Source organism: Nocardia yamanashiensis NBRC 100130 (assembly GCF_001613325.1).
Taxonomy (GTDB): domain Bacteria; phylum Actinomycetota; class Actinomycetes; order Mycobacteriales; family Mycobacteriaceae; genus Nocardia; species Nocardia yamanashiensis.
The window spans coordinates 81,995-108,961 of record NZ_BDCD01000005.1; the positions used below are offsets into that span (position 1 = coordinate 81,995).

General features: G+C 68.2%; 28 protein-coding genes. 15 read left to right on the forward strand and 13 right to left on the reverse strand.

The genetic code is table 11. The annotated features are described in order from the left end of the window. Positions 1-53: 53 nt before the first annotated feature. Positions 54-1,403: a M20/M25/M40 family metallo-hydrolase gene (locus NY1_RS05370; RefSeq protein ID WP_067709051.1), complete on the forward strand. Its 1,350-nt coding sequence runs from the start codon at positions 54-56 to the stop codon at positions 1,401-1,403. A 16-nt stretch (positions 1,404-1,419) separates the two neighbouring features. Continuing rightward, the gene (locus NY1_RS05375; protein WP_067709053.1) at positions 1,420-1,956 is read left to right on the forward strand and encodes a YbhB/YbcL family Raf kinase inhibitor-like protein; all 537 of its coding nucleotides are present in this window, start codon (positions 1,420-1,422) and stop codon (positions 1,954-1,956) included. 57 nt (positions 1,957-2,013) lie between these two features. Here the strand turns inward: NY1_RS05375 and NY1_RS05380 are convergent, their stop codons facing one another. Then, positions 2,014-2,568, reverse strand: coding sequence for a TetR/AcrR family transcriptional regulator (locus NY1_RS05380; RefSeq protein ID WP_067709055.1), 555 nt, complete (start codon positions 2,566-2,568; stop codon positions 2,014-2,016). A gap of 128 nt (positions 2,569-2,696) precedes the next feature. Here NY1_RS05380 and NY1_RS05385 point away from each other — a divergent pair, with 128 nt between their 5' ends. After that, positions 2,697-4,007 (forward strand): phthiocerol/phthiodiolone dimycocerosyl transferase family protein, encoded by a 1,311-nt coding sequence (locus tag NY1_RS05385; RefSeq protein WP_067709057.1) that lies wholly within the window; start codon positions 2,697-2,699, stop codon positions 4,005-4,007. Between the two features lie 62 nt (positions 4,008-4,069). On the opposite strand, the gene NY1_RS05390 is transcribed toward NY1_RS05385, so the two are convergent. The 4 genes from NY1_RS05390 to NY1_RS05405 all read right to left on the reverse strand — a co-directional run bounded on the left by NY1_RS05390 (position 4,070) and on the right by NY1_RS05405 (position 9,437). After that, positions 4,070-5,899, reverse strand: a complete 1,830-nt coding sequence (locus NY1_RS05390; protein ID WP_067709058.1) for an AMP-dependent synthetase/ligase — start codon at positions 5,897-5,899, stop codon at positions 4,070-4,072. 167 nt (positions 5,900-6,066) lie between these two features. Then, on the reverse strand, positions 6,067-6,786 hold the full coding sequence (gene ribA / locus NY1_RS05395; RefSeq protein WP_067709060.1) for a GTP cyclohydrolase II RibA: 720 nt from the start codon (positions 6,784-6,786) through the stop codon (positions 6,067-6,069). Between the two features lie 67 nt (positions 6,787-6,853). Further along, the gene (locus tag NY1_RS05400; protein ID WP_233434212.1) at positions 6,854-7,786 is read right to left on the reverse strand and encodes a GTP cyclohydrolase II; all 933 of its coding nucleotides are present in this window, start codon (positions 7,784-7,786) and stop codon (positions 6,854-6,856) included. A 133-nt stretch (positions 7,787-7,919) separates the two neighbouring features. Continuing rightward, positions 7,920-9,437: a carbohydrate kinase family protein gene (locus NY1_RS05405; RefSeq protein ID WP_067709064.1), complete on the reverse strand. Its 1,518-nt coding sequence runs from the start codon at positions 9,435-9,437 to the stop codon at positions 7,920-7,922. Between the two features lie 379 nt (positions 9,438-9,816). Between NY1_RS05405 and NY1_RS05410 the strand changes: the two genes are divergently transcribed. From NY1_RS05410 to NY1_RS05420, 3 genes are all read left to right on the forward strand, one after another. Beyond that, positions 9,817-10,128, forward strand: coding sequence for a hypothetical protein (locus tag NY1_RS05410; RefSeq protein ID WP_067709066.1), 312 nt, complete (start codon positions 9,817-9,819; stop codon positions 10,126-10,128). Next, positions 10,125-10,412: a hypothetical protein gene (locus tag NY1_RS05415; protein ID WP_067709068.1), complete on the forward strand. Its 288-nt coding sequence runs from the start codon at positions 10,125-10,127 to the stop codon at positions 10,410-10,412. The genes NY1_RS05410 and NY1_RS05415 overlap by 4 nt, the downstream gene beginning before the upstream one ends. Positions 10,413-10,581: 169 nt before the next feature. After that, positions 10,582-10,974 carry a hypothetical protein gene (locus NY1_RS05420; protein ID WP_067709070.1) on the forward strand — a complete coding sequence of 131 codons (393 nt, stop codon included), beginning with the start codon at positions 10,582-10,584 and terminating at the stop codon, positions 10,972-10,974. An 82-nt stretch (positions 10,975-11,056) separates the two neighbouring features. Here NY1_RS05420 and NY1_RS05425 read toward each other — a convergent pair whose 3' ends face one another. Genes NY1_RS05425 through NY1_RS05435 form a run of 3 tightly spaced genes read right to left on the reverse strand, consistent with a single transcriptional unit; the run spans position 11,057 to position 13,424 of the window. Further along, positions 11,057-12,136, reverse strand: a complete 1,080-nt coding sequence (locus NY1_RS05425) for a quinone-dependent dihydroorotate dehydrogenase (protein WP_067709214.1) — start codon at positions 12,134-12,136, stop codon at positions 11,057-11,059. Positions 12,137-12,153: 17 nt separating this feature from the next. Beyond that, positions 12,154-12,417 carry a DUF5703 family protein gene (locus NY1_RS05430; RefSeq protein ID WP_067709072.1) on the reverse strand — a complete coding sequence of 88 codons (264 nt, stop codon included), beginning with the start codon at positions 12,415-12,417 and terminating at the stop codon, positions 12,154-12,156. Further along, positions 12,417-13,424 (reverse strand): YncE family protein, encoded by a 1,008-nt coding sequence (locus NY1_RS05435; protein WP_067709074.1) that lies wholly within the window; start codon positions 13,422-13,424, stop codon positions 12,417-12,419. Before NY1_RS05435 ends, NY1_RS05430 begins: the two co-directional genes overlap by 1 nt. 271 nt (positions 13,425-13,695) lie before the next feature. Here NY1_RS05435 and NY1_RS05440 point away from each other — a divergent pair, with 271 nt between their 5' ends. The 4 genes from NY1_RS05440 to NY1_RS05455 all read left to right on the forward strand — a co-directional run bounded on the left by NY1_RS05440 (position 13,696) and on the right by NY1_RS05455 (position 17,083). After that, entirely contained in the window at positions 13,696-14,013 is a 318-nt protein-coding gene (locus tag NY1_RS05440) for a hypothetical protein (protein WP_233039934.1), read from the forward strand. A 75-nt stretch (positions 14,014-14,088) separates the two neighbouring features. Continuing rightward, a complete protein-coding gene (locus NY1_RS05445; RefSeq protein WP_067709076.1) occupies positions 14,089-14,622 on the forward strand; it encodes a WKL family lipoprotein in 534 nt (177 codons plus the stop codon). Further along, complete coding sequence (locus NY1_RS05450) at positions 14,622-16,724, forward strand: MMPL family transporter (protein ID WP_067709078.1); 2,103 nt, start codon at positions 14,622-14,624, stop codon at positions 16,722-16,724. The genes NY1_RS05445 and NY1_RS05450 overlap by 1 nt, the downstream gene beginning before the upstream one ends. Then, positions 16,721-17,083, forward strand: a complete 363-nt coding sequence (locus NY1_RS05455; protein WP_067709079.1) for a DUF2568 domain-containing protein — start codon at positions 16,721-16,723, stop codon at positions 17,081-17,083. The genes NY1_RS05450 and NY1_RS05455 overlap by 4 nt, the downstream gene beginning before the upstream one ends. Before the next feature lie 110 nt (positions 17,084-17,193). Here the strand turns inward: NY1_RS05455 and NY1_RS05460 are convergent, their stop codons facing one another. From NY1_RS05460 to NY1_RS05480, 5 genes are all read right to left on the reverse strand, one after another. Continuing rightward, positions 17,194-17,703 carry a GNAT family N-acetyltransferase gene (locus NY1_RS05460; protein ID WP_067709081.1) on the reverse strand — a complete coding sequence of 170 codons (510 nt, stop codon included), beginning with the start codon at positions 17,701-17,703 and terminating at the stop codon, positions 17,194-17,196. 343 nt (positions 17,704-18,046) lie between these two features. Continuing rightward, entirely contained in the window at positions 18,047-18,895 is an 849-nt protein-coding gene (locus tag NY1_RS05465; RefSeq protein WP_067709083.1) for a heme ABC transporter ATP-binding protein, read from the reverse strand. Beyond that, a complete protein-coding gene (locus NY1_RS05470; RefSeq protein ID WP_067709218.1) occupies positions 18,892-19,950 on the reverse strand; it encodes a FecCD family ABC transporter permease in 1,059 nt (352 codons plus the stop codon). The genes NY1_RS05465 and NY1_RS05470 overlap by 4 nt, the downstream gene beginning before the upstream one ends. Before the next feature lie 161 nt (positions 19,951-20,111). Then, on the reverse strand, positions 20,112-21,149 hold the full coding sequence (locus NY1_RS05475; RefSeq protein WP_067709085.1) for a heme/hemin ABC transporter substrate-binding protein: 1,038 nt from the start codon (positions 21,147-21,149) through the stop codon (positions 20,112-20,114). A 70-nt stretch (positions 21,150-21,219) separates the two neighbouring features. Next, on the reverse strand, positions 21,220-22,182 hold the full coding sequence (locus NY1_RS05480) for an aldo/keto reductase (RefSeq protein ID WP_067709087.1): 963 nt from the start codon (positions 22,180-22,182) through the stop codon (positions 21,220-21,222). A 244-nt stretch (positions 22,183-22,426) separates the two neighbouring features. On the opposite strand from NY1_RS05480, the gene NY1_RS05485 reads away from it, so the two are divergent. The 5 genes from NY1_RS05485 to mshC all read left to right on the forward strand — a co-directional run bounded on the left by NY1_RS05485 (position 22,427) and on the right by mshC (position 26,944). Further along, positions 22,427-23,365: an undecaprenyl-diphosphate phosphatase gene (locus NY1_RS05485; protein ID WP_174567159.1), complete on the forward strand. Its 939-nt coding sequence runs from the start codon at positions 22,427-22,429 to the stop codon at positions 23,363-23,365. Between the two features lie 16 nt (positions 23,366-23,381). Continuing rightward, positions 23,382-24,116, forward strand: coding sequence for a histidine phosphatase family protein (locus NY1_RS05490; protein WP_067709091.1), 735 nt, complete (start codon positions 23,382-23,384; stop codon positions 24,114-24,116). Positions 24,117-24,141: 25 nt separating this feature from the next. Beyond that, entirely contained in the window at positions 24,142-24,726 is a 585-nt protein-coding gene (locus tag NY1_RS05495) for a DUF3090 domain-containing protein (RefSeq protein ID WP_067709093.1), read from the forward strand. Between the two features lie 3 nt (positions 24,727-24,729). Beyond that, the gene (locus tag NY1_RS05500; protein WP_067709094.1) at positions 24,730-25,506 is read left to right on the forward strand and encodes an SCO1664 family protein; all 777 of its coding nucleotides are present in this window, start codon (positions 24,730-24,732) and stop codon (positions 25,504-25,506) included. 199 nt (positions 25,507-25,705) lie between these two features. Continuing rightward, complete coding sequence (gene mshC / locus NY1_RS05505) at positions 25,706-26,944, forward strand: cysteine--1-D-myo-inosityl 2-amino-2-deoxy-alpha-D-glucopyranoside ligase (RefSeq protein ID WP_067709096.1); 1,239 nt, start codon at positions 25,706-25,708, stop codon at positions 26,942-26,944. Positions 26,945-26,967: the final 23 nt, after the last annotated feature.

Sequence of the window (26,967 nt, forward strand, 5' to 3'; positions counted from 1 at the left end):
CGGAGCCGATGCCGCCCGGCCACCGCATCGCGCCCGAGTGGTAGACATTGGTCGTGTCCGAAACCGCCGAACCCAGCACCTCCCGCGCCGTCTCGGAAGTGGTCGACCTGGTCAGTCAGCTGATCCGGTTCGACACCTCCAATACCGGCGAACTGGAAACCACCAAGGGCGAGCGTGAATGCGCGCAGTGGGTGGCCGATCAGTTGCATCAGGCCGGGTACACCACCGAATACGTCGAATCCGGGGCGCCGGGGCGCGGCAATGTGTTCGCGCGGCTGAAGGGCGCGGACTCCTCGCGCGGGGCGCTCATGATGCACGGGCATCTGGACGTGGTGCCCGCCGAGGCCGCCGACTGGAGCGTGCACCCGTTCTCCGGTGCGGTGCGCGACGGTTACGTGTGGGGGCGCGGCGCGGTCGATATGAAGGATATGGTCGGCATGATGCTGGCCGTGGCCCGGCAGTTCAAGCTCGAGGGCACGGTGCCGCCGCGCGATATCGTGTGGGCGTTCCTGGCCGATGAGGAGAACGGCGGCCGCTGGGGTTCGCAGTGGCTGGTGGACAATCGCCCGGATCTGTTCGAGGGGATCACCGAGGCGGTCGGCGAGGTCGGCGGATTCTCGCTGACGGTGCCGCGTCCGGACGGCACCGAGCGCCGCCTGTATCTGGTGGAGACCGCCGAGAAGGGGCTGGGCTGGATGCGCTTGCGCGCCAAGGCCCGCGCCGGGCACGGCTCGTTCCTGCACGAGGACAACGCGGTCACGATTCTGGCGCAGGCGGTCGCGCGGCTGGGCACGCACACCTTCCCGCTGGTGGTCTCCGATTCGGTGGCCGAGTTCCTGGCCGCGGTCGCCGAGGAATCGGGGCTGACGTTCGATCCGGCGAGCCCGGATATCGAAGGCCAGCTGGCGAAGCTGGGCACCATTTCCCGCATCATCGGCGCGACCCTGCGCGATACCGCCAATCCGACCATGCTGCGTGCCGGCTACAAGGCCAATGTGATCCCGCAGACCGCCGAGGCCGTGGTGGACTGCCGGGTGGTGCCGGGCCGGCAGGCCGAGTTCGAGCGTGAGGTCGATGCCCTGATCGGCCCGGACGTGGAACGCGAGTGGATCACCAAACTCGATTCCTACGAAACCACTTTCGACGGCCATCTGGTCGACGCCATGAACGAGGCCATCCTGGCCCACGATCCGCAGGGCCGCACCGTGCCCTACATGCTCTCCGGCGGCACCGACGCGAAAGCCTTCGCGCGCCTGGGCATCCGCTGCTTCGGGTTCGCGCCGCTGCAATTGCCGCCGGAACTGGACTTCACCGCCCTGTTCCACGGGGTCGACGAGCGGGTTCCGGTGGAGTCGCTCGAATTCGGCACCCGGGTACTGGAACACTTCCTGCTGAACAGCTGAGACGAAAGGACCACTCGTGCCCGACTATTCGTACAACCCGTACGCGCCGCTGCCGCAGCTGCCCGAGTTCACCGTCACCTCCGCCGATATCAGCGATGGCAAGCCGCTGCATCTGGATCAGGTCAGCGCGCTGGGCGGGGCGGGCGGCCGCGATGTGTCGCCGCAGCTGAGCTGGAGCGGATTCCCGTCCGAGACCAAGAGTTTCGCGGTCACCATGTACGACCCGGACGCGCCGACGGCTTCGGGGTTCTGGCACTGGGTGGTGGCCAATATTCCGGTGACCACCACCAGCCTGGAGAACGGGCAGGGCAGTGCGGGCGGATCGCTGCCGGACGGGGCGATTCATCTGCGCAACGACGCGGGGCTGCACCAGTACACGGGGGCGTTCCCGCCCGCCGGGCACGGGGCGCACCGGTATTTCGTGGTGGTGCACGCGGTGGGTGTGGAGCGGCTCGAGGTGGACGAGAACGCCTCGCCGGCGTACCTGGGGTTCAATCTGTTCATGAACGCCATCGGGCGCGCGACGCTGATCGGCACGCACGAGCAGCTCTGAGGTGGTTTCGTTGCGGCCCCGGACCTTTCGGTTCGGGGCCGTCGCGGTGTCCGGGGGTCAGTGCGGGCTCAGGCGCTGGGCCAGGCCGCGGATGCCGGCGGTGAGGTCTTCGGCGGTCGGGGCGTGCTCGGGGTCGATGAGGTATTGCACGAGCATGCCGCCGATCAGGGTTTGCAGGACCGCGCCCATGGCGCGATCACCGTCGCCGAGTGCGTGCGCCAGACCTTCCCGCGCCTGCTCCTGTGCCGCACCGGTTTCGGCGGCCAGTTCGGGGGAGTGCAGCGCTTGGGCGAGGCTTTCGGCATTGGCGGCCCAGACCGCGCGATCGTCGGCGAAGGAGCCGATCAGCTTGTGCCAGAAGGTGTTCAGGCGTTCGGCGTAGTCGGTGTCGGCGTCTTCGGCGGGCAGGGTGTCGAGCAGGTGCGTGACCGCGGCGGCGGTGGATTCCAGCATGGCCTGGTTCAGCAGTTTGTCGCGGGTGCCGAAGTGGTAGTTGATGGCGGCCAGGTTGGCGCCGGAGGCGGCGACGATATCGCGCACGGTGGTGCGGGCGTAGCCGCGTTCGGCCAGGCATTGCTTGGTCGCGGCCAGCAGATCTTCTCGGGTTCCCACGTCGACCAGGGTAACAGCGACCGAACGGATGTTTGTGACGATCGTTTCAAACAATTGTTTGTGACAGGTGTTTGAAACGTGTGTATGGTCGGGCTGGACACGATCCATCCGCTCGAAGGAACACCGAAATGACCAGGCGGCGCGCGCTTTCCCCGTTCGAGATCAGCTATTTCAGTACCGGCACCCGCCTCGGCAGCGTGCCCATCGGCGGGATGCCGCTGTTCATCGGCTCGCTGGTGCGCGGGCGGATCGACATCGGGGTGCTCGCGCGCGTGCTCGCGGAACTGGCGGGCGAGCATGTGCTGTTGCGCAGTCGCGTGGTCGCGGGCCGGGACGGCGGACAGTACTTCGAGGTCGTGGACGGGTATCGGCCGCCGGTCCGCGAGTACGCCGGGGAGATCGAACAGCGGTATCGGCAGCTGCTGAACACCCGTCCGCAGTGGCGTGACGGGTTGTTCGAGGCGGTGGTGCTGCGCGGGGCGGAGGCGACGCGGATCGTGCTGATCGTGCATCACGGCATCAGCGACGGCCGCTCGGCGTTCGCGCTGCTGGATGAGATGTGGCGCCGCTACACCGCACTGATCGCGGGTTCGGCACTGCCGCACACCGATTCGGATGTGGCGTTGATCCCCGGGGTGGACGAGCAGCTGGCGGCGGTGGTCGACGAGGCGGCGGTCGATGCGCTGCTGGCGCAGTTCCGGGCGGCTGCGGCCGGATCCGACGCGGGCGCGGCGCCGCGCACCCTGCCCGTGGACGGTGACGGGATCGGGGATCCGGCGGGGCGGTTCGCGGTGCGGCGCATCGAGTTGGACGAGCGGGCGACGGGTGCGCTGGTCGAGGTGGCGCGCGGGCACGGGATCTCGGTCAACAGTCTGCTGGGCGGCGCGGCGCTGGTGGCGGTGCGCGCGCAGTTCGATCCGACGGCCGGGGCGATGGCGTTGCTGTGCGGGCACGCGGTGGATCTGCGCCCGGTGCTGCCCCACCCGGTGGCGGCCTCGACAATGCTCAATTGCGCGGCGGGAGCGGGCACTCCGGCGCTGGTGGATGCCGACGCCGATCCCGTGACGGCCGGGGTGCAGGTGCACGCGCGCATGGCCGAGGCGCAGGCCATGGGGTTCCCGGCGCTGTTCATGCGGGCCGCGCAGCGCGAGCTGGACGCGGTGACCGCGGCGGTGTTCGCGGCGCAGCCGTCCATCGCACTGTCGAACATGGGTGCGCTGGCGGCGCATTCGATGCCCGCCGGGGTGGAGTTCGTGCGTGACGAGATTTCGGCCATGGCGGGTGGGATGCCGCCGAAGATGACGATCTTCACCGTGGGCGGGCGGTTGCACATTCAGGTGGAGTACGACACGGCCGAGCACAGCCACGCGCAGCTGGGACGGGTCGCCGAAGTCATGTCGGCGCAGCTGCGGCGCATCGCGTCGGGGGTCCGTGCCTGACGCCGCAGTGGGCCCGGACTTCGAGAAGTCCGGGCCCACCGGGGTTTTCGATCGCCGGGCGATCAGCCCAGGTCGATCACGTTCTCCGGGGCCGGAGTGGTGTACAGCGCGGCGATCTCCGCGGCGTACTTGGTGGTGATCGGGTTGCGCTTGAGCTTGAGCGTCGGGGTGAGTTCGTCACCGCCGGGCTCCCAGCCGGTATCCAGGATCACGAACCGCTTGATCTGTTCCACCCGGGCGAGTTTGGCATTGGCGGTCTGCACCGCCGCCTTGATCTCCTCGATGATCTCCGGGTGCGTGGAGAGCGCTTCGAGGTCGGCGTCGGGGGTGCCCAGCGCCTTGGCCCGCACCACGGCGGTATCGGGATCGAGCACGATGAGCGCGGCGATGAACGGCTTGGCGTCACCGATCGCCACCACCTGCCCGACCAGCGAGGACGCGGCCTTGACGGTGTTCTCGATATTGGTGGGGGACAGGTTCTTCCCCGACTCGTTGATGATGAGTTCCTTCTTGCGGTCCACGATGGAGACGTAGCCGTCGCCGTCGATGGTCGCCACATCACCGGTGTGCAGCCAGCCGTCCCCGTCGATCGCCTCGGCGGTCTTGTCGGGCATCTTGCGGTAGCCGCGGGTGACGAGCGCGCCGCGCAGCAGCAGCTCGCCGTCCTCGCCGAGCCGGATCTCCACGCCCTGCATGGGAATTCCGACCGTGCCCGGCTTGGGCTTGTCCAGCGGGGTGTAGGTGCCGACGCCGGAGGTCTCCGACATGCCCCACACCTCGGTGACCGTGAAGCCCAGGCCCAGCATGTATTCCAGGGTTTCGGGCGGGATCGCCGCCGCGCCCGAGGCGGCGACCTTGAGCTCGTCGAAGCCGAGCGCGTGGCGCAGCTTGGACAGCACCAGCGCCTCGGCCAGTTTGTGCTGCACGTCCAGCAGCAGGCCGCGGCCGGTGCCGGCCAGATCGGCGCGCGCGGCATTGACGCCGACGCCGATCGCCCAGTTGGCCAGGGATTTCTTCACCGGGCTGGGTTCGGTGGCCAGTTTGGCGTCGATCCCGGCCTTGATCTTCTGCCACACGCGCGGCACGCCGAAGAAGGCGGTCGGGCGGGCGTCGGGCAGTGCGGCGGCGATCTCGCGCGGGTCGGGCACGGTGGTCATCTGCACGCCGGTGAACAGGTTGGCGCAGTGCCCCGAAATGCGGTCCGCGACATGGGCGGCCGGCAGGTACGACACCGACCGGTCGTCCAACCCGACCGTGAGCGGCCCGGCGACCAATCCCACGATCTGCGCGACCACGTTCTCATGGGTGAGCTCCACACCCTTGGACGGGCCCGTGGTGCCGGAGGTGTAGATCAGCGTCGCGACGTCCTCGGGCTTGACCGCCCGCCAGGCCGCGTCGAAATCGAAACCCTCGGCCGGTGCGGCCTCCACCTCGGCCAGGGTGATCGTGCCGTCGGCCGAACCCTCCACCAGCACAATGTGTTCCAGCTCGACTCCGGCCCCGCGCACCGCGTCCAGGAACACCGGTTCGGTGATGACGACCTTGTTCTCGGCATTGGTGAACAGGTGCTTGATCTGCTCGGGGGAGCTGGTGTTGTAGATCGAGAACGGCGTCGCCCCCAGATGCAGCGCCGCGGTATCGACCAGGTTGAACTCCGGCCGGTTGGTCAACATGATCCCGACGGTGTCCCCGTGTCCCACCCCCAGCCCCGCCAACCCGGCCGCGATGACCTTGACCCGCTCCCCGTACTCCCGCCACGTGATCGTGGTGGTTCCCCCCACCGTCCGTATCGCCACCTGCTCAGGCCGCAGCGTCACCGTCTCCTGAAACGCCTCCGGAATCGTGAAGACCGTTTTGCCCGATTTGTGCGTATAGCCGATGTCTGTCGTCATATCCCTTTTCCCGATGTGCCTCTCGCTTCACCCGCCACGCGCACCCATCCAACCTGCGCGAACCCCTGACGTCCGAGAGAACGACCAACCCGACCCACGCTCATTGTGGCGCGCCGGTGTGGCGCGGCTCACTCATCGTAGCCATACATTGACAGTTGTGTCTCGGGCTACATCGGCCGATCGGCGGACACCCCGGTGATCCGATCCCAGACCGGGCGCACGAACCACCACATCACCGCCTGCGCGCGCTGTTCCCAGGACGGGTCGGGCAGTTCGGCCTCGGGCAGGTCGTGCCCGGCCATCCGCCGCTTGGATTCCATGTATTTGCGCGCCCGCTCGCTGCGCGGCACCGTCAGCAGCGGAACATGAACGACCTCGATCCCTGCCTTGCGTACCGCCGACAGTTTCTCGGGATTGTTCGTCATCAAACGAACGGAGCGCAGCTTCAACTCTTTGAGTGCAGTCGCGGCTTGCGCGTAGGAACGCGAGTCGACGGGATGCCGAAGCGCGGCGTAACTGGTGTAGGAATCGGCACCCGTTCGCTCGCCGTGCGCCAACGCCTGGGCCTTCACTTCCAAGCCGGCTCCACGGCCCTCCTGCTCGAGATATATCAGCACACCACGACCGCCATCGGCCTGGATTCGATCCATCGCGAGCTTCAGTTCCGGCCCGCAATCACAGTCATCACTTTGCAAGGCGTCACCGTAGAGGCAGCGTGAGTGGATGCGAACCAGACAGCCGTCCTTTGCCTCACCACCGAAAACCAGAACATGACCGGTGACCATGCGACTGCCGTCCTGCCTGTCCTCGTACAGATCCCGGACCCACACCGAGAGGTCCTGCCCACGCCGTGACATCAGGTGAGCGGTCGACTCGAAGTCCTTCAAGGCAACTCCAACCATGCAGATAGCGCGGTCATCGATGGCGAGCCGGCGCCAAACTCATTGTCGGTCGTCAGTCCACATTCGAGGCACGAAGCCCGTAAAAACGGAGACAAAGCAGACGAAACCTGGCCTGCAACAGGCGCGTTCGCGATCGAACCCAACCACCTGCCACGATTCCGAACGCCACCGAGGCGACATCGACCATCGGGAGTGGGTCGGTGCGGGTGATCAACTGGGCCGCGGCAACACAGCTGACGCTGACTGTCGTGATGATCGCCAGCTCGAACAGCCCGTCGACGATCCGCCACATCCACCAGGTGCGGGGCAGCCGGTGGCCCCGGTGCACGCGCTTGTCCTCCAGGTACTGTCGCGCGCGCTTGCTGCGTGGCGATGTCCGCAGGGGAACTTGCTGAACGGAAAGCCCGGCTCCGGTCAGCTGAGCGACCTTCTCCGGATTGTTCGTCAGCAAACGAATCCTTGTCAGTCCCAGCTTTTGCAAGAACTCGGCAGCGTCGTGATAGTTGCGACAATCAGGCGGATATCCCAGACGCACGAAACTCTCGAAAGTATTGAGTTCCCTATCCTGGCTCAGCTGATAGCCGCGCGCCTTCGTCCGCAAACCCGCGCCCCGGCCCTCCTGCTCGAGATAGAAGAGGATGCCACTACCGTGCGCGTGGATCATGTCCATCGCCAAGGCCAGCTCCGGACCACAATCGCAGTCATCGGACCCCAGGGCGTCACCGAACAAGCACCTCGAATGGATGCGGACGAGGCACCCCTCGAGCGCGGGCCCCTCCCCGAAGATCAGTGCGTGGCCGGTCGTGTCACCATGCACCTCGGCCACTCGCATACGGATTCGTGGCTGTCCGATCCGCGTGAACCAGTGCGCGGTATCAGCAGTTTCCTGCCAGGCGGCTGATGTCGTAATGCCGTCGACGAATGCTGGGCCGCCCATCGAACCGCGACTGTCGAATGCCGCACGCCGCATGCTGGTGCGCCCCAACCCATCCTCCGATTACGGTCCGTTGCAACCCGACAGATCCCTGGGGCCGTGGCCCCGGCGATCATATAGCCGACGGTGCTCGATCGCATCGGACACGCGAAGCGCCCGACCGGCGCGCCGTCGAGATGGAACTTCAGGTGGTTTCCGGCACTCGCACCTCGATGCGAGACACCGCCGCGGTGATCCGATCGCGGGTCGGCATACAGTCCGGGACATTCGGAACATCCTCGGCGGAGGCTTCCTTCGCCATGGCCTCGGTGGCCGCGACAGCTGCTGCAGCCCAACGGAAGTCGTCGATCTCAGCTGGCACATCCTTGCCAAGCAATCGATAGGCCAGAGCCGCGGTAAAGGCCGCCGAGGAGTATGGCAACTGCTCCGGCGGGACGTTGGGCAGGTGCATGACGAAGGTACTGCGACCAGGCCGATGGACTGTGTACACCGAACCCTCGATCACGCACACGGCACCGGACACCCGCTTCAGCAATTCCGTGACGGTGTCTAGGTAGGAACTACCGACCGGCCACATGGTGGCAAGGTCCTTGGGCGCGCCAACCACATGCGCGACCCCTTTCACGAACTGACGGGCCGCGACCGGCAGCACACTGGGTGGCGAGGTATTGATCAGCAGCACCGGCCGATCCGTCCGGGGCACCGAATCGACTACGCGCAGGGCGCGCTCCACCACGTCCATGGGGGTTTCGAAGGTGATTATCACAGCCTTCGAGTCGGTGATCGCCTGCCGGTTGTAGGTCAGGTCGAAAACGGATTCGACGAGTCGTACTCGGCTCTGTTTGAAGGGAATCGCTGCCTGCTGGCCCGTCAATGTCCGGATCACGGTAGTGACGGGAGTCCGGCCCAGCTTGACGTCGACCAGACTGACGTCCACCCGCCGCTTCGACAGATAACCGAGGATCTCGGTGCCGTAGTGGTCATTACCCAGAACGGTGAGCAATCGGGCGTCCAAGCCCAGTTGCGCAAGTGCGACTGCCCGGTTCAATCCCTTGCCGCCGGAGTGTTCGAGCAGGTTTCCCGGCAGCACCATCCCGTCGCGAGGCATCTCCTCGACCATGATGTTGTGATCCATGACCGCATCGCCGATAACCGTGACGGTGTCCTTCTCACGCATCGAGGGCACGTCCCCGTCGATGAGCGCGGCAGCCAGCGCGTTGAAGGCCTCCAACTCGATCCGGCCGTCACGCAGCGCGCGTTCGGTCGGCGCGGGTGGAATCTCATCGGCGCCCAGCGCTTCATGCAGTCTGTCCCACTGTTCGGTCAGATATTGGCGACGAGGTCCGAGATCTGCCGCGTAAAGACGCTCGACGTCGAGATGCTCGGGGGGCGCGTCGGCGAACAGGCCGAGGCACAGTTCACTGTCGACGATCAAGCGTTGCGTCACCGGGAGTTGACAGGCGACCTGCCCGACGATGGCCGGCAGCACCCGTATCGCGGAGGTCTCCGATAGATACGCCTGGCGGCGCACGACCGGCAGCCGCAGCAGTTCCGAAACGTCGATCTCGGTGTTGCGCAGTCGATTCGACCGCAGGCCAGTGCGTTTGCGCAGCTTCAACAAGATCGCGTACGCGGCCTGAACGCCGGAATCGGATACCGACGGCAGCGGCGGATCGCCGTGGGTATCGCGGTTCGTCGTCATTCACCCACTCCTGACGATTCGTGGTTTATCACGGAGGCTAATCGGCAATTTCCATCTTGCGGCGGCAATTGCCGAAATGGGAAGGCAAATGCCATCCTTGGGTAGGGCGGCAGCCCGATCAGCAAGTCAGGGAGGTCCTGATGTTCGGAGCGATTCTCCCCTCGCGACGTTTCCTCCGGTGCCGGAAGGCCTTTCGTGCCAAGACGGATCCGGAGTCGGAGATCAACACCGGCGGATTCCGCACACGGCCGTGAGCACCTGAGAAATCCGACCTATCGACCAGTCGTCGCAGCCGTCCTCTGGCTCGCACCAAGCCTCGGCCGAATCCTGTAGCGGGAGCGGCCGATTCGGTCATTCCGGAAAAACTGCCAACAGGACAGTGACGACTCCCGAACCCGAGGAGACCGTCATGATCTACGAGAGCAGCCGATCGATGACCAGCAGCCTGACACCGGAGTGGGCGCGCCGCAGCGCCGACGGCCACGAGCCCGCTTGGGAGCTGAGCTGGCAACCCGAACCGCGACTGAACCGCGAGCAGGCCCGGGCCGCAATGGAACTCACCGAACTGTGCAGCGGGCTCGAGGAACCGGGCGAACACGCCGATGCGCTGGCGGCGCGGTTGGGCACCACCGTGCGGCACGTGATGGCGGTATTGCAGAAGCGAAGACTCGAGCGGGGGGACGCGTCGTGACCATCTTCCACTCCGACTGGCAGATGACCAGCGAGCTGACCTTCGAGTCCGCGCATCGGGTCGCGGACGGGTGGGAGTACGACTGGAGGGTGAGCTGGTTGCCGCAGCGGCTGCTGACGCGGGCGCAGGCGTTGGCGGGAATGGAGCTTGCGGAGATCTTTTCGGGGAACCACTACCAGCGAGATGTGATTCTCGCCGCCCGCGCCATCGCCAGTGCGGGGGAGTTGGGGATCGCCGTGGAGGAGGCCATGGCGGTGCTGGAGGGGAGACGGCGGAATCGATGATCGTAATTCCGGCAATTCGGGTGGATGCTGGAATTCTAGAAATACCAACCGCCCGGAATTCGATGAGGGATGACACAACTCCGCCGCGGGCAATCGTCGGCGACGGGAGCAGCACGACGCGAGATGCGGTGAGCGCCGCGCTCGCGTGGACGGCCCGAGGAGGACCCCCGTGACAATCGATATCAGCAGCCGCGCCATGGTCAGCGATCTGACTCCCGAATTCGCTTTCCGCGCACACGGTTTCACCGGGGAGGTGTGGCGGTTGAGCTGGCTGCCCGAGCACCGGCTGACCTGGGAGCAGGCGTGGGCGGGGATGGAGCTCGACGAGATTCTCTCCGACCCGGACATCGTCGACGATCACGGCGCGCATGCCACCGCGGCCGATCGCGCGGCCCGGCTCGGCATCGGGGTGGAGCATGCGGTGCTCGTGCTGGCTCGGCGCATGGCCGAGCGCATGCACCAGGACACCGGGGTGGTGGTTCCGCTCGACGCCGAATTGCCCGGGGCCTCCGGGGGCGGGCGGTCGGCGGCGGCACTGGCGGCGCGATCGCGGCATCCGTGAGCCCGGTCAGCGCGGGGGATCGCCTGGAAAACACATGCACCCCATGCGAATTCGCACGGGGTGCATCGAGTGGTGATTCGGGTCAGGCGCGGGTGTGATGCCCTGCACCGACCGCCTCGGACAGGCTGGAGTAGCCGTGCGCGCGGAGTTTCTCGGCCAGGCCGCGGTGGATGCGGCGGGGCCAGAACGGGCCACCGTAGATGAAACCGGTATAGCCCTGCAGCAGTGAGGCCCCGGCGAGGATGCGCTCCCAAGCCTGGTCGGCGGTTTCGATGCCGCCGACGGAGATCAGGACCAGTTTGTCGCCGACGCGGGCGTAGAGGCGGCGCAGGACCTCGAGCGAGCGGTCGGCGACCGGGGCGCCGGAAAGACCGCCGGCGCCGAGGGATTCGACCTCGGCGGCGGGAGTGGCCAGGCCATCGCGGCGGATGGTGGTGTTGGTGGCCACGATGCCGGCCAGGCCCAGCTCGACGGCCAGGTCGGCGACGGCGTCGATGTCCTCGTCCGACAGGTCGGGTGCGATCTTCACCAGGACGGGGATCGATACCGAGTCCAGCACGGCCTGCAGGATCGGGCGCAGCGACTCCACCGCTTGCAGGTCACGCAGACCCGGCGTGTTGGGGGAGGAGACGTTGACGACCATGAAATCGGCCAGGGGGCCGAGCAGTTCGGCGCTGATGGCGTAATCGGCGGCCGCATCCTCGGGTGCGGTGACCTTGGTCTTGCCGATGTTGGCGCCCAGCGGAACCCCGCCGGGCAGCCGACGGGCCAGATGCTCGGCCGCGGCGGCCGCACCGAAGTTGTTGAACCCCATGCGGTTGATCAGCGCGCGATCGGCGGGCAGGCGGAACAGGCGCGGGGCCGGATTGCCCGGTTGCGCCTGTGCCGTCACGGTGCCGATCTCGGCGTAGCCGAAACCGAGGGGGCCCCAGGCGTCTGCGCCTTCGGCGTTCTTGTCGAAGCCGGCGGCCAGGCCCAAGGGCGCGGGGAAATCCACGCCGAACAGGCGTGTGCGCAGTATGGGGTCGTCGGCGACGAGAAGTCTCGCGGTCACCGCGCGGCCCGGGGCGAACCGGGTGGCGAGTTTCATGGCCGCGAAAGCCAGATGGTGGATGCGTTCCGGCGGGAACAGGAACATCACCTTCAGCAACAGGGCGTACAGACGCTCGGACATGCGGGTTACATCACCGCCTCAGGGGTCGGGGCTAGCAGGGAGCTTTTTCGTCGGCGTAGGAGTACCCGCCGGCTGCCGTCGGTATAGGCGCGGACCCGCGACAGTTCCCAGCCGCCGTATTCGGCCTGGATGGCCAGGCGCATGGCGGTCGTCACGCGGTTGACTTCCGGGGGTAGTCGCAGGGGGACGTATTCCCATTCGTCGCTGGATTCCTCCCAGCCCGCCGGTAAGGTGCGCGAATGTCGCGCAGAATGTGAGGCCCGAGCCATCACTGCCCTCTCTTCCGCTGGTCCGCGCCGATCCGTTGCAGACCGTCACCGGTCGCGGATCCCACGAACAGGTCGCCGGTGGCATTGTCGATGGTCACGGTGTCGGGTTGGCGCACTGTCGGGAAACGCCCTACCTCTACCGGTATACCCGTCGACAGGTCGTAGCCGACGACTTCGTTGGTGCCTGTCAGCGTCACCCACACGGTCTCGGAGCGATCGTCGTAGGCGAGTGCGTAGGGCGAAGAGCCTACCGGGAAACGCTGGTGCAGGACCAAGGGATCGGCGGTGTAGACCAGCAGTTCGCCGCCCGCGGTGTCGATGACGATGCGCCGGCCGTAGTGATCGCCGATCATGTTGGTGGCGCCTTCGCCGGCGCGCAGGGTCAGCCCGAGCCGGTTGTCGGACAGGTTCAGCGCGGTGACGGTGGTCTGGCGGCGATCGAGCACCACGACCGCGTCCTCGCGCGCGTCGATCACGTCGGCGGAGACCAATCCCGAAATGGTGTGGCGCACAGTGCCGTCCGCGTCCAGCAGCACCACCTTGCCGGTGCCGAGCCCGACCGCGAGGCTGCCGTCGGAGCGCAGCGCGACCGAGCGCACGTCCCCGTCCACGGCGATCTCACCGATGGCGGCGGTGTCGGCGTTCACCCGCAGCACCTTGCCGGGCACGGCGACCAGCACCTCGTGCGATGCGCCGGCGGCGAGCTCGTTGGCGGGTCCGGGCAGCGCGAGGGTGCGTACCGACCCGTCGGCCGCCCGCAGTCGCAGCTGGGTCCGATCCCCGCCGACCAGGGCCAGGGTCCCGGTTCCGGGCACGGCGAGCAGTTCGGTGATGGCGGAATCGGCGCTCACGGTCCCGGCGGGCGCGGCGGCCGCGGGCGCACTGGCCGGGGTCGCGGGATCGCGCTGTGCCTTGTCCTCGACGCCGTCGCCGGAGGAGCAGCCGGCCAGCAGGGCCACTGTCGCCGCGCCCGCGAGGGCAGAGGTCATCCAGCCGCGACGGCGCATGCAGCGAGCTCCTTACCTAACCGACTTACCTACCGACGTAATCATGCGTGCTCTCTAATCTGACCATGATCCCTGACCCGGCCCGGTCGGCGGGGGTATGCGCGGCGGCGCGCCGCGACCGGGATTCCCGCACGCGATGCCGTATTGCATGACGTGACATGGGGTTTCGGGCCGGTGTCGGTGACAGCGGTTACGGTGGAAGGCAACAGCGGGCTGTGACAGGGAGTTTGTGTTGGTAGGCGACCACACTTCGGGCTTCATCGTCGAAGACGTGACCGTGGGTCGTTGGGCGCACGGGTTCGGCGCGGTGGGGGACGGACGGTCCTTCGCGTTCCGGACGGTGCGCGCGACCTTGACGCTGGAGATCTACCGGGAGGATCTGGAGACCGCGGTACCCGCCGCCGAGGATGTGGTCGCGGTCGCGACCGCCCAGGTCACCGACGTCGATCTGGACGACGAACGGTCGGTGGTGGCGCTGGTGCGCGACCTGGTACCCCTGGCGGTACCGGTGCCGGCGGCCCAGCCGCGCGAGGCCACCACGGTGCGCGCGCTCTTGGGCCGCCTGGGCGCGGTCATCGACGGCATGTGACACGAAGATCACATCTCTTCGCTCGCATGACAAACTAACGGCACACAACCGCAGTTCGAGCATCCGAGGAAGTTGATGGCATTCCGACGACCGGCCGCCGCCGCATCGATGATCGCCGTGCTGGTCGCGGCCGTGACCGCCTGCGGCGGCTCCTCCGACGAGGAATCGGTCGCCGCCGCGCGCTCCTCGGCGTACGCGGCGCTGAGTTCGTCCTCGGCCGCGGCCGCCGTCTCCTCGGCCCAGCGCCCGCCGCTGCCCACCGCCGCGGAACTGGACGCGCAGATCAAGGCGGCGTTGAATCCGGCGCTGCCCGACAGCGACCGGACCGCGCTGATCGAGGACGGGGAGGCGTTCAAGGACGCCATCCCGGACATGTACAAAGCGCTGCAGGACAATCCGAAGGCCGTGTACGGGGTGCGTGATCCGGTGTTCGACAACCACGACGGCACCCTGACCGCGACGCTGAGCCTGGACAAGGACGGCACCGGCAGCAATGTGCGCACCACGGTAGTGCATTTCGTGAACAAGGACGGGCGCTGGAAGATCTCGCGCACCGACCTGTGCGGGATCCTGCGCTCGGCGGACTACACCACGGCGGCCTGCGGGTAATGCTCGAGGCCGGATCCCTGCGGTGGGGGCGCCTGATCCACCGCAACCGGTACCTGGTGTTCGGAGTGTTCGCCCTGGCGGTGCTGGCCTCCGGGTTCTACGGCCGGGACCTGGGCGATCATCTGACCCAGGAGGGCTGGTTCGACGAATCCAGTGAATCGGTGGCCGCCTCGAAGCTGGCCGATGCGACGTTCGGGCGCGATACCGACAGCGATCTGATCGTGCTCTACACCGCGCCGGCGGGGCGGACCGTGGACAGCCCCGAAGTGCGTTCGGCGGTGACCGCGGACCTCGAGCGGCTGCGCACCACCGAATCGGCCCGCATCCTGAAGATCGACTCGTATTTCGACGGCCCGATGATGGGCCAGTTCGCCGACGCCGACCGCACCCATGCCTTCGCCAGTATCGGCTTGCGCGGCGACGGCGGTACTGACACGGTCGAGAACTATATGGCGATCAAGGACCAATTCGGCTCCGGCGCAGCAGGTTCCGGGCCAGGTGGGACGACGGTGCAGCTGGCGGGCATGCAGCCGGTGGTGGAGGGCATCAATACCGGGATGCAGCGCGATATCGAGCGCGCGGAGCTGATCGCGCTGCCGATCGTGGCGATCCTGCTGTATTTCGTGTTCGGCGGCGTGGTGGGGGCGCTGCTGCCGGTGCTGATCGGCGGCATGACGATTCTGGGCACCCAGGGCATCATGCGGATGCTCACCGACCACATTCAGGTCAATGTGTTCGCCTCGGCGGTGGTCACCCTGGTGAGTTTGGGGCTGGCCATCGACTACGGGCTGTTCGCGGTGACCCGGTTCCGGGAGGAGCTGGCGGCCGGGCGCAGCGTCGAAGCGGCAACCGCGCGCACGGTGGCGACGGCCGGGCGCACGGTGCTGTTCTCGGCGGCGATCATCGCGGTGTCGCTGGGGGCGCTGTTCATCTACCCGAACGGGGTGCTGCGGTCGGTGCCGCTGGGCGGGATCTCCTCGGTGCTGCTGGCGGCGGTGCTGTCGGTGACGGCGTTGCCGGCGGTGCTGAGCATCGTGGGGCGGCGCATCGATCTGTGGGGCTGGCATCGGCTGGCCTCGATCCGCACCGCCGAGCAGATCGACAACGGATTCTTCTCGCGGCTGGCGTTGTTCGCCATGCGCAAACCGGTGCTGGTGATCGTGCCGATCGTGCTGGGGCTGCTGGTGCTGATCATCCCGTTCCGCAATATCGAGTTCGGCGGGCTCAGCGAACGCTATCTGGCTGCGGGCAATTCGGCGCGCGTGGCGCAGCAGGACTTCGACCGGCTGTTCCCGTCCTTCCGCACCGAACCGCTGAAACTGGTTGTGGTGGACGCGAATCCGCAGCAGCTCTCCGATATCCGCTACGAGGCCAATCAGGTCACCAAGCAGTACATGACCGGTCCGTTCGATCCCGCCGCGCCGACCAAGGACGGGGTGACGGTGCTGGCCAGCGGGCTGGGCGACAAACGCGACGCCGACACCGTCATGGCGGCCCTGCGCGCCATTCCCGAACCGGGCGGTGTGCAGGTGATGGTCGCCGGTGTGCCCGCGCTCGAACGCGACAGCATCCTGGGCCTGATCAAGGGCCTGCCGCTGCTGGCGGTCATTCTCGTCGCCGCCGCCCTGGCGCTGATGTACGCGGCCTTCCGCTCGCTCGTGCTGGCGGTCAAAGCCGTGGTCATGAGCGCGCTGAGCCTCGGCGCCACGCTGGGCATCCTGACCTGGATCTTCGTCGAAGGCCACGGCGCGTCCCTGTTCGATTTCACCCCCGGCCCCTTGATGTTCGCGGTCCTGGTGCTGATCGTGACCGTGCTGTTCGGCCTGTCCACCGACTACGAGGTGTTCCTACAATCGCGGATGGCCGAGGCCCGCGCCGACGGCGCCGCGCCCGCCGAGGCCATCCGCTACGGCATCGCCCACACCGGTGGCGTCATCACCTCCGCCGCCGCCATTCTCATCGTCGTCACCGGCGCTTTCGGTTTCTCGGACCTGGTGTTGATGAAGTACATCGCCTACGGCATGATCGCGGCATTGTTGTTGGACGCCACGGTGATTCGCATGCTCCTCACCCCGGCGGTACTGAAACTGGTGTGGCGATGACCGTACTCAGGGGCGCGAACCTGCTCCTGATGTTCCTGCTCGAACTCGCCGTCCTGGCCGCCGCCGCCTGGTGGGGCGCCACCCTCGACGCCCCCCTCCCGATCCGCATCCTCACCGCCCTGGCCGCCCCGGCCCTGTTCATCACGATCTGGGCCCTCTTCGGCGCCGCCAAGGACGCCCGCTACCCGCAAACCGGCTGGCGGCGCGCCCTCCTGGAACTCATCTGGTTCGGCGCAGCCGCGCTCCTGCTCGCCTTCGCCTGGACACCCCTCGCCGGCGCACTGTTCGTCGCGATCTGGATCGTGAACGGACTCTTGCGGATCGCTTGGGGCCAGGTGCACACGCAGCCTGGCCGATGAGTGCGATCGCCGGGTGATGTGCTGAACGGCCGGCCGGATCGAGATGATCCGGCCGGCCGACGTAAGCGAGCCGATAGGCCCGCCCCCTTCGCTTGTGCCGGGCTACCGGTTCAGATGCCGAATGGTGGTGCGTAGCGGACGGTTCCGGTGGGCAGGGGTGCGCTGGTGAGGGACAGGGCCATGAGGGCGTCGGCGGGGATGTCGATGCTCAGGCGGATGCCGTTGGCCAGGGCGTTCCGGAAACCGAAGCGTGGGTAGTAGTGGGGGTGGCCGAGCACCACCACGAACTGTTCTCCCTGTTCGGCGGCGGCGTGCAGCAAGGCGGTGGTTACCGCGTGGCCGGCGCCGGTGCTCTGGTGCTGTGGGAGGACGGCGACGGGGGCCAGGCACAGGGCCGGGGTGTCGCCGATGTGGCAGCGGGTGAGCAGGGCGTGGGCGATGGGGGTGTCGCTCGGGTCGGTGGCGACCATGGAAAGGCCGGGGAGCCAGGCGGAGTCGGTGCGGAGGGCATCGACCAGGTCGGCTTCTTCGGGGGTGTCGAAGGCGGCGAGGACGATTTCGCGGACGGCGGGGATGTCGGTGGGGGTTTCGGTGCGCGTGGACCAGTGACGTGTCGTCATGGGGTGAGTGCTTTCGTGTTCGGGGAATCGGCCGTCGCGCGAAGAGGTTTCGCGGGGCCGGTGGAAAGGACCGTCAGGCCGTCGCCGGGGAGGCCGGGGAGTTCCGGTGTGCGGCAACGGCAGTGCGCGCGGTCATCAACCCCACCTCCATTCCTCGATCGGTACGAACACGAACGCCATCCAGCCTAACGCAACAGTTGGGCAATTGCCCAGCAATTGTGGTCGGTGCCGCACCTACCCGGCTTGCGCCATCGGATGCCGCAGATCCCGGCTCCCGTGGCTGCGGTGGGAGCCGTGTCCGCCGGTTCCGACCTCGGTCCCCGCGGCGCGCACGAACCGGATGTCAGCCACGGACCGGAAGGACCAGCTGCGCCCCGGTTTCGGGGTGGTCGAACACGTCGACCGGGTGGCGATAGACGCGGGTGAGCAAGGCAGTGGTGAGGACCTCGCGGGGCGGGCCGTCGGCGACGATGCGGCCGGAGTCCAGGACGGCGACGCGGTCGGCGTAGGCGGCGGCGACGCCGAGGTCGTGGACGACGACTACGACGGCGGCGCCGGCGGTGGCGCGGTCGCGGGCGAGTTTGAGGATTTGTTCCTGGTGGCCGAGGTCGAGGGCGGCGGTGGGTTCGTCGAGCAGGATGGTCGGAGCGTCCTGGGCCAGGACGCGGGCCAGGGCGACGCGGGCGCGTTCACCGCCGGACAGGGCCGGGAAGGGGCGGGCGGCCAGGTGTTCGACATCGGTGGCGGCCATGGCGGCGGCGATGGCTTGCTCGTCGTCGGCTTGGCGAGCGGTGCGGGCCCAGGGGGCGCGGCCCATGGTGATGATCTCGCGGGCGGTGAACGGGAAACCGACGGTGTGGGATTGGGGCAGCACGGCGCGGCGGCGGGCCATGTCCAGGTGCGACCAGTGCGCCAGCGACTGCCCGTCGAGTTCGACGGTGCCTCCGGTGAGGTCCAGCTCGCCCGCCAAAGCGGCCAGCAGCGTGGACTTTCCGGCCCCGTTGGGTCCGACCAGGGCCACGATCTCCCCGGCCGCGACCGCGAAGTCGACGCCGTCGAGGACTTTGCGGCCGGTGCCGCGTTCGGCGCTGACCCCGCGTGCCCGCAGGGTGACCGATCCCGGGGCGGGCCGTTCGGGCAGCGCCTGCGCGCGCGCGAAAACCGTTCCGAGGCTGCGTTTCACACCGCTCATGCCCAGCCTCCGGAACGAGCGCGGGTGCGGCGCAGCAGCCAGAAGAAGAAGGGTGCGCCGACCAGTGAGGTGATCATGCCCAAAGGCAGGTCGGCGCTGTGGACCAGGGAGCGCGCGCCGATGTCGGCGGCGACCAGGACCAGGGCGCCGAGGAGGGCCGAGAGCGGGATGAGGACGCGGTGGGCGGGGCCGACGAGCATGCGCACCAGGTGCGGGACGATGAGCCCGACGAACAGGATGATGCCGGTGAAGGCGACCCCGGCGGTGGCCAGGATCGCGACCACGACGATGACGTTGCGGCGCAGGCGTTCCACGTCGACGCCGAGGTGGCGGGCGGCCGATTCGCCGAGGGCCAGCAGGTCCAGTTTGGCGGCCATGGCCAGGGCGGCGAGCACGCCGAGCAGCGTCAGCGGCGCGACGACCGCGACCGATTGCCAGGTGGCGCCGTTGAGGCTGCCCATCTGCCAGAACACCAGCTGATCACGCGCGGCGGGCGAGGCGCTGAAGAGCAGGAACGAAATGAGCCCGCCGGCAAAGGCGTTGACGGCGACACCGGTCAGCACCAGCGTCACCACTTCGGTGCGCCCGTTCGATCGCGACAGCAGATACACCACCACCGTGGTGCCGAGCCCGGCGACGAACGCACCGGCGGCCACCGACCAGGCGGCCGCGAACGCGCCGCCGACCACGATGACGGTGCCCGCGCCGACCGCCGCACCCGCCGACACACCGATAACACCGGGTTCGGCAAGGGGATTGGCGAACACGCCCTGCAACAATGCACCCGCTGTAGCGAGCGCGGCACCGACGAGAACAGCCAGCACGACACGCGGGAATCGCACTTCCCACAACGTCACATACCCGGCCGGATGCGCCGGCATCGGCCCCCAGTCCAATCCCATCCGATGAAATACGCTGCCCGCCACCTCGGCCGCGCTGGTCGGCACCTGCCCGATGGTCGCGGAGATCAACGCCAGCACCACCAGCCCGGCCAGCACCGCCGCGAAAATCACTGCGACCCGCGACCACCCGCGCTCGCGCCGCCGCCCCGGCATCGCACCGGCCTGCGCCGTATGCGGTTCGGTCGCCGCCACCACGCCGGCGGCGGCGTCCGATTCGCCTGCGGCCGTATCGGAGTGGCCCGCCGCGGCGGTATCCGCGCTACCGGATGCGGCGGTGGGGTCGGGTCGGTCGGTGGTGCGCGGGGCGGGGTCGCTCATGCGTTGGTCTGGCCGTAGACGGCCTTGACGAGTGCGGCGACCACGCGGCCGGTGTTGGGGCCGAAGGACAGCAGGACCGTGTCGGCCATGTCGATGACGCGGTGATCGCGTCCGGCGGGGGTCTGGGCGATGCCGGGGATCTTGGCGAGCCCGTCCACGCCGCCGACCGAGGCGAGGCCGTCGGTCATGGTGAGGATGATGTCGGGGGCGGCGGCGATCATGGCTTCGGAGGTGATGGGCACGAATTCCTGCTCGACACCCGAGGCGGTGGCCGCGTCGATGCCGCCGATGGCCGCGATGAGCGAATCCGAGCCGGAGCCGGGACCGAACATCATGGTGATGGCGGAGCTGCGCAGGTACAGGAACGCGATCTTGGGTTTCGAATCCTGCTGGGGCACCGAGGCGGTCGCGGCTTTGATCTCGTCGCTGGTGCGCTGCGCCAGCTTGGTCCCGGCCTCGCGCACACCGAGCGCGGCGGCGACCGCTTCGATCTGCGGCACGACCCCGTCGATGGTGCGCTTGGAATCGAAGTACACGACCGTGATGCCCAGCGCTTTGAGCTGGTCCCGCAATGCCGGGGTGACGGCGGTGGTGTCGGTGAGGAACACCGTGGGCCGCAGTGCCGCAACGGCTTCCACGCTCAGCGTCCCCGACCCGCTCGACACGGTGGGCAGTTTCTCCACGGCCGGGAACGCGGCGGAGTTGGAGCGCCCCACCAGTTTCGAGCCCAGCCCGAGCGCGACCACGGTCTGCGCGAGCGTGCCGTAGCGGTCGGCGGCGATGATGCGGCTGGTGTCGGTGACGGTGACCTGGCTGCCGTCGAACGATGTCACCGTCGCCGGCAGCACGGCCGCCGGTTCGGGCCCGATGGCCACCGGATCGAGGTCCCCGACGGTCGCGGTGACCGGCCCGTGCGGCCCGCTGCCGCCGCTGCTGGAGGTGCACGCCACGCTGCCCGCGACCAGACCGGCACCGAGCAGTGCGATCACGACATTGCGCAGCAGGCTGGAGCGGGCTTTCACACGACACCTCATGCAGGCAAGGCTAGCCTGGCCGTTTCCGGGCGTGCACGCGCGTCTCCCCGGTCGGGGAGGTCCCGGGCTGTCATTCGGTGCGCGCGCTCACATCGCCGAGGGCGGCGGCGATGGCGCGCGGCAGCTCGAGGGTTTCGGCATTGAGCACCCCGGTGAGCTGCCCGATATCGCGGGCCCCGACCAGCAGGCTGGCGATGCCGGGCTGATCGCGCACCCACGCCATGGCCACGGCCAGCGGTGAGGTGCCCAGCCCGTCGGCGGCGGTGACGACCGCATCGACCACCCGCACCGCGCGATCGTCGAGCCCGGCGGTGATCTCGGCGGCGGTGGCTTCGTCGGCGCCCCGGGAATCGGCGGGCACCCCGTCGCGGTATTTGCCGGTGAGGATGCCGCCGAACAGCGGCGCGGTGGCGATCACGCCGATGCCGTGATGCTGTGCGGCGGGCACGAATTCGTGTTCGGGTCCGCGCGCCAGCAGCGAGTACGGGGTGTATCCGGCGGTGACGGGGGCGGCCGCGGCGAGGGTGGCCAGCTGCCAGCCGTCGTATCCGCTGGCGCCCGCGTAGCGCACGCGCCCGGTGCGGACCGCGTATTCGAGGGTGCCGGCGATCTCTTCCAGGGGCGTGTGCGGATCCCAGGCGGCCACGTTCCACAGATCCAGGTGATCGGTGCCGAGGGTTCTGAGGCTGTTGTCGAGCTGGCGCATCATGGTGCGCCGCGAGGCGTCCACACTCCAGCGCAGCGGGGTGGGCGCGGGCCCGGCGGCCGGATCCGAGCGCAGCGGCACGCGTCCGGAGTGCACGCTCAAAACCAGTTCCTCACGCCCGATTTCACGCACCAGCGTCCCGAGCATGTGTTGCGCGGCGCCGTCCCCGTAGGCGGGGGAGGTGTCGACGAGGGTGCCGCCGGCTTCGGCGAACGCCTCGAGTTGCGCCGCGGCGTCCTCGGCGTCGGTTTCCCTGCCCCAGGTGTGGGTGGCCAGGCCCAGCCGGGAAACTCGCAGTCCGCTGCGGCCCACCGTCCGCTGTTCCATCACCGCGCTTGCACTTTCGTCACACGCGTCAGCCTAAGCGCACCTGTCACGGTTCCCCGGTTATGACCGTCATCCGGCATGGGCGGGTTGGAGTGTTCACCCGTTCCGGTGTCGGGGTTCGCCGCCCAGACGGTAGGGTCGCTGCGGTGTTCACGGCGCACGCGGCCGAGAGAGCCGCGGCACACCGCCGTGGGTGGGCGAATTGTCCACCGGCAGCCGACGATTGACCGATTCTGGAGGGTTTGTGGGCGAGGCGATGACGTGGGTGCAGGCCCTGACTTTGGGTCTGGTGCAGGGCTTGACGGAGTTTCTGCCGGTTTCCTCGTCGGCGCATATGCGCATCGTGTCGGGCGTGTTCTTCGGTGACGACGCGGGCGCGTCGTTCACCGCGGTCACCCAGCTGGGCACCGAGGCGGCGGTGCTGGTGTATTTCGCCAAGGACATCTGGCGGATTCTGGTGGCCTGGTTCACGACTCTGTACTGGAAGGCGACCAAGCGCGAACCAGTGCCGGTGGCCTGGCAGGACGCGCCGACGGTGGTGCTGCCCGCCTACACCGGTGAGGAGCCGCCGCTGGATCCCGATGCCCAGCGCCGCCTGGACTATCGCATCGGCTGGTATGTGATCATCGCCACCATCCCGATCGGCGTGCTGGGGTTCCTGTTCAAGGACCAGATCCGTACCGGCGCAAGGAATCTGTGGCTGATCTCGACCATGTTGATCGTGTTCGCGCTGGTGATCGCGGCCGCGGAGTACTACTCGAGCAAGAAGCGCCCGATCGATCAGCTCACCACCCGGGACGGGCTGATCATGGGCTTCGCGCAATGCCTCGCGCTGATTCCGGGCGTGTCGCGTTCGGGTGCGACGTCGGCGGCCGGTCTGTTCTGCGGGCTGACTCGTGAGGCGGCCGTGCGGTTCTCGTTCCTGCTGGCGATTCCGGCGGTGGTGGCCTCGGGCCTGTTCTCGCTGCCGGATGCCTTCGAGCCCGCCGGTGAGGGCCTCAATGCCTCGGGCGCGCAGATCCTGGTGGCCACCGTCATCTCGTTCGTGGTCGGGTACGCGTCGGTGGCGTGGCTGCTGAAGTTCGTGGCCCGCCACTCCCTGGACTGGTTCGTCGGCTACCGCATCGTCCTGGGCTTCACGGTGATGGGCTTGCTGGCGACCGGCGTCGTTTCGGCGACCTGACGACTAGGCTGTCACGGTGACGGTGATCCTCTTGCGGCACGGCGTGTCCACGTCCAATACGGCCCACACCCTGGCCGGTCGCAGCGCGGGCGTCGATCTGACCGACCGTGGTCGTGAACAAGCCCAAGCCTTGGTGCAGCGGCTGGGTTCGCTGCCGATCGACCACATCGTGTGCTCGCCGCTGTTGCGCTGTCAGCGAACAGTCGCACCCCTGGCCGACAAGCTCGGGATCGAGGCCGAACCCGACGAACGCCTGCTCGAGGTCGATTACGGCGAGTGGACCGGGCGCGCGCTGTCGGAACTGGTGAGCGAACCGCTGTGGAAGATCGTGCAGCGGCAGGCCTCGGCGGCGGTGTTCCCGGGTGGAGAAGGCTTGGCGCAGGTACAGTTTCGCGCCGTGGCGGCCATCCGGGAGCTGGATCGGGTGTTCGCCGAGAAACACGGCGGTGACGTGCTGTGGGTGGCGTGCACCCACGGTGATGTGATCAAGTCGGTGCTGGCCGACGCCTTCGGTATCCACCTCGACGGCTTTCAGCGGATCGTGGTGGAACCGGCGTCGATCAGTGTCGTCCGCTACACCCCGATGGCCCCCTACGTGTGGCGGGTCAACGACACCGGCGGGGACCTGTCCACGCTGGCAGCGATTTCGCCGCGAACCGGTAGCGAATCGCGCTCGGGGCCGGTGCCCGGAGGTGAAACGGGTACCACCGGGAGTACGGATAATGGGGTAGCGGAACGCCCCGATTCATAGTGTGAGTGAGCTGTCAGGAGGTGCAATGGGCCGAGCAATCCATATTTTCCGCACCCCCGATCGTTTCGTCGCCGGCACCGTCGGCGAGCCGGGTGACCGCGCCTTCTACCTGCAAGCCGTGCAGGAACCGCGCGTGGTGAGCGTGCTGCTGGAGAAGCAGCAGGTCAAGGTGCTGGCCGATCGGATGGGGTTGTTGCTGGACGAGGTGGCGCGGCGCTTCGGCACCGAGGTGCCACCCAAAGCGGCCGAGGTCGCCGACAACGCCCCGCTGGTGACCCCGATCGACGCCGAATTCCGGGTCGGCACCATGGGTTTGGGCTGGGACGCGGACGCGAACGCGGTCGTGGTGGAGTTGCTGGCGTTGACCGAGACCGAGGTCGACGAATCGGTGGTGCTCGATGACACCGAGGAGGGCCCGGACGCGGTGCGGGTGTTCCTGACCCCGATCCAGGCGCGCGAGTTCGCGTTGCGTTCGACGCGGGTGATCGCGGCCGGGCGGCCGCCGTGCCCGTTGTGCGGGGAACCGCTCTCGGCGCAGGGGCACATGTGTGTGCGCACCAACGGCTACAAGCGCGGCGACATCTTCGGCGCCACCGGCATCGAGGACTGAGTGATGAGCAGCGACCCGCTACGCACCGGCGAGCTGACGGTGATCGGGCAGGTCACCACGGCCTCGAATGTGACGCTGGTGTGCGATGTCGCCGGCAGCGAGGTGCGGGCGGTGTACAAGCCGGTGCGCGGGGAGCGGCCGCTGTGGGATTTCCCGGACGGCACCCTGGCCGGGCGGGAGGTGGCCTCGTATCTGGTGTCGGATGCGCTGGGCTGGGGCGTGATTCCCGAAACCGTGCTGCGCGAGGGCCCGCTGGGTCCGGGCATGGTGCAGCGGTGGATCGATATCGAAGAGGATCCGGCGGTGCCGGATCTGGTGGATCTGTGCCCGGCCGGTGAGATCCCCGACGGGTATCGGGAAGTGTTGCGGGCGTTGGATCCGGCGGGGCATCCGGTGTCGCTGGTGCATGCCGATGATCCGCGGTTGCTGCGCATGGCGGTGCTGGATGTGCTGATCAACAATGCCGACCGCAAGGGCGGGCACGCGCTGCTGGGCGCGGACGGCGGCGTGTACGGGGTCGATCACGGGATCTGCCTGAACGCCGAACCGAAACTGCGGACGGTGTTGTGGGGCTGGGCCGGTGCGCCGGTGCCGCCCGAATTGCTCACCGACATCACGGTTTTGGTGAAGGCGCTGCCCGGGGAGCTGGGCGGGCGCCTGGGTGAGCACATCACCGACGCCGAGATCGAGGCCCTGGAGGCGCGCGGGCGGGCGTTGCTGGATGATCCGGTGATGCCGTTGCCGGGGTCACAGCGGCCGATCCCCTGGCCCGCGTTCTGACCCCCTGCCGCGGGGCAATCGGATGGTTATCGCTGTGAGCGAACAGTCCGAAAACGTTGCCAGCATCATGATTTCAACCCTTGACGGTATTCGTCGTTTCACTAAAGTGCAGGTCGAACCCGCCACTGCGCGGTGGTGCCCGATTCGTCTGGCTGGGGGCGGGCGGGGTGCGGCGCGCCTGCGGGGTTAACCTCGATCCATGCAGTCCTGGTCCGATACCGCTGTCCCGACCGTCCCCGGATCCGGACCAGCGTTGCGTCTGTTCGACACCGCCGACAAGCAGGTGCGTCCGGTCACTCCCGGCGCGACCGCCACCATGTACGTGTGCGGCATCACCCCCTACGACGCCACCCATCTCGGGCACGCGGCCACCTATCTGACCTTCGATCTGGTGAACCGGGTCTGGCGCGATGCCGGGCACGAGGTGCATTACGTGCAGAACACCACCGATGTCGACGATCCGCTGTTCGAGCGCGCCCAGCGCGACGGCATCGATTGGCGGGAGCTGGGCACGCGCGAGATCAACCTGTTCCGGGAGGACATGAGCGAACTGCGGGTGATCCCGCCGCGCGACTACATCGGGGCCATCGAATCGGTGCAGGAAGTCGTCGAACTGGTCGACAAGCTGCTGGCTTGCGGTGCGGCGTACGTGGTCGAGGACGCGCAGTTCCCCGATATCTACTTCCGCCACGATGCGACCGAGCAGTTCGGGTACGAGTCCGGATTCGACCGGGCCACCATGGAGGTGCTGTTCGCCGAACGCGGCGGCGATCCGGATCGGCCGGGCAAGCGGGATCCGATCGATGCGCTGTTGTGGCGGGCCGAGCGTCCGGGTGAGCCGTCGTGGCCGGCGCCGTTCGGGTCGGGCCGTCCCGGCTGGCATATCGAGTGTGCGGCGATCGCGCTCAACCGGGTCGGCACCGAGTTCGATGTGCAGGGCGGCGGCAGCGACCTGATCTACCCGCATCACGAATACTCCGCCGCGCACGCCGAAGCCTTGGTCAAGGGCCGCCGGTTCGCCCGCCATTACGTGCACGCGGGCTTGATCGGCTTGGACGGGGAGAAGATGTCCAAGTCGCGCGGCAATCTGGTGTTCGTGTCCAAGCTGCGCCGCGCCGGCACCGATCCGGCCGCCATCCGCCTGGGTTTGTTCGCCGGGCATTACCGCACCGACCGCGAATGGTCCGATGCCGTGCTCGCCGAAGCCCTTTCACGCCTGGACCGCTGGCGCTCGGCCGCCGCCCTGGCCTCGGGCCCGGCCGCCGGGGACACGATCGCCCGCCTGCGTCAGCATCTGGCCGATGATCTCGACACTCCGAAAGCCCTTGCCGCCGTGGACGCCTGGGCGCAGCAGGCACTGAACTACGGTGGCCCGGATGCCGAGGCGCCGGGGCTGGTCCGCGACGCGGTCGACGCCCTCCTGGGCATCCGCCTCTGATCGACGACCCTCGAACTCCCTGC

Excerpts from the sequence above, each read along its gene's own strand:
- NY1_RS05470 (WP_067709218.1), bottom strand. The coding sequence starts at position 19,950 with ATGCCGGGGCGGCGGCGCGAGCGCGGGTGGTCGCGGGTCGCAGTGATT.
- NY1_RS05455 (WP_067709079.1), top strand. The coding sequence starts at position 16,721 with ATGACCGTACTCAGGGGCGCGAACCTGCTCCTGATGTTCCTGCTCGAA.
- NY1_RS05500 (WP_067709094.1), top strand. The coding sequence starts at position 24,730 with ATGAGCAGCGACCCGCTACGCACCGGCGAGCTGACGGTGATCGGGCAG.
- NY1_RS05385 (WP_067709057.1), top strand. The coding sequence starts at position 2,697 with ATGACCAGGCGGCGCGCGCTTTCCCCGTTCGAGATCAGCTATTTCAGT.
- mshC (WP_067709096.1), top strand. The coding sequence starts at position 25,706 with ATGCAGTCCTGGTCCGATACCGCTGTCCCGACCGTCCCCGGATCCGGA.
- NY1_RS05480 (WP_067709087.1), bottom strand. The coding sequence starts at position 22,182 with ATGGAACAGCGGACGGTGGGCCGCAGCGGACTGCGAGTTTCCCGGCTG.
- NY1_RS05435 (WP_067709074.1), bottom strand. The coding sequence starts at position 13,424 with ATGCGCCGTCGCGGCTGGATGACCTCTGCCCTCGCGGGCGCGGCGACA.
- NY1_RS05460 (WP_067709081.1), bottom strand. The coding sequence starts at position 17,703 with ATGACGACACGTCACTGGTCCACGCGCACCGAAACCCCCACCGACATC.
- NY1_RS05495 (WP_067709093.1), top strand. The coding sequence starts at position 24,142 with ATGGGCCGAGCAATCCATATTTTCCGCACCCCCGATCGTTTCGTCGCC.
- NY1_RS05475 (WP_067709085.1), bottom strand. The coding sequence starts at position 21,149 with ATGAGGTGTCGTGTGAAAGCCCGCTCCAGCCTGCTGCGCAATGTCGTG.
- NY1_RS05445 (WP_067709076.1), top strand. The coding sequence starts at position 14,089 with ATGGCATTCCGACGACCGGCCGCCGCCGCATCGATGATCGCCGTGCTG.
- NY1_RS05430 (WP_067709072.1), bottom strand. The coding sequence starts at position 12,417 with ATGGCTCGGGCCTCACATTCTGCGCGACATTCGCGCACCTTACCGGCG.
- NY1_RS05405 (WP_067709064.1), bottom strand. The coding sequence starts at position 9,437 with ATGACGACGAACCGCGATACCCACGGCGATCCGCCGCTGCCGTCGGTA.
- NY1_RS05450 (WP_067709078.1), top strand. The coding sequence starts at position 14,622 with ATGCTCGAGGCCGGATCCCTGCGGTGGGGGCGCCTGATCCACCGCAAC.
- NY1_RS05465 (WP_067709083.1), bottom strand. The coding sequence starts at position 18,895 with ATGAGCGGTGTGAAACGCAGCCTCGGAACGGTTTTCGCGCGCGCGCAG.
- NY1_RS05390 (WP_067709058.1), bottom strand. The coding sequence starts at position 5,899 with ATGACGACAGACATCGGCTATACGCACAAATCGGGCAAAACGGTCTTC.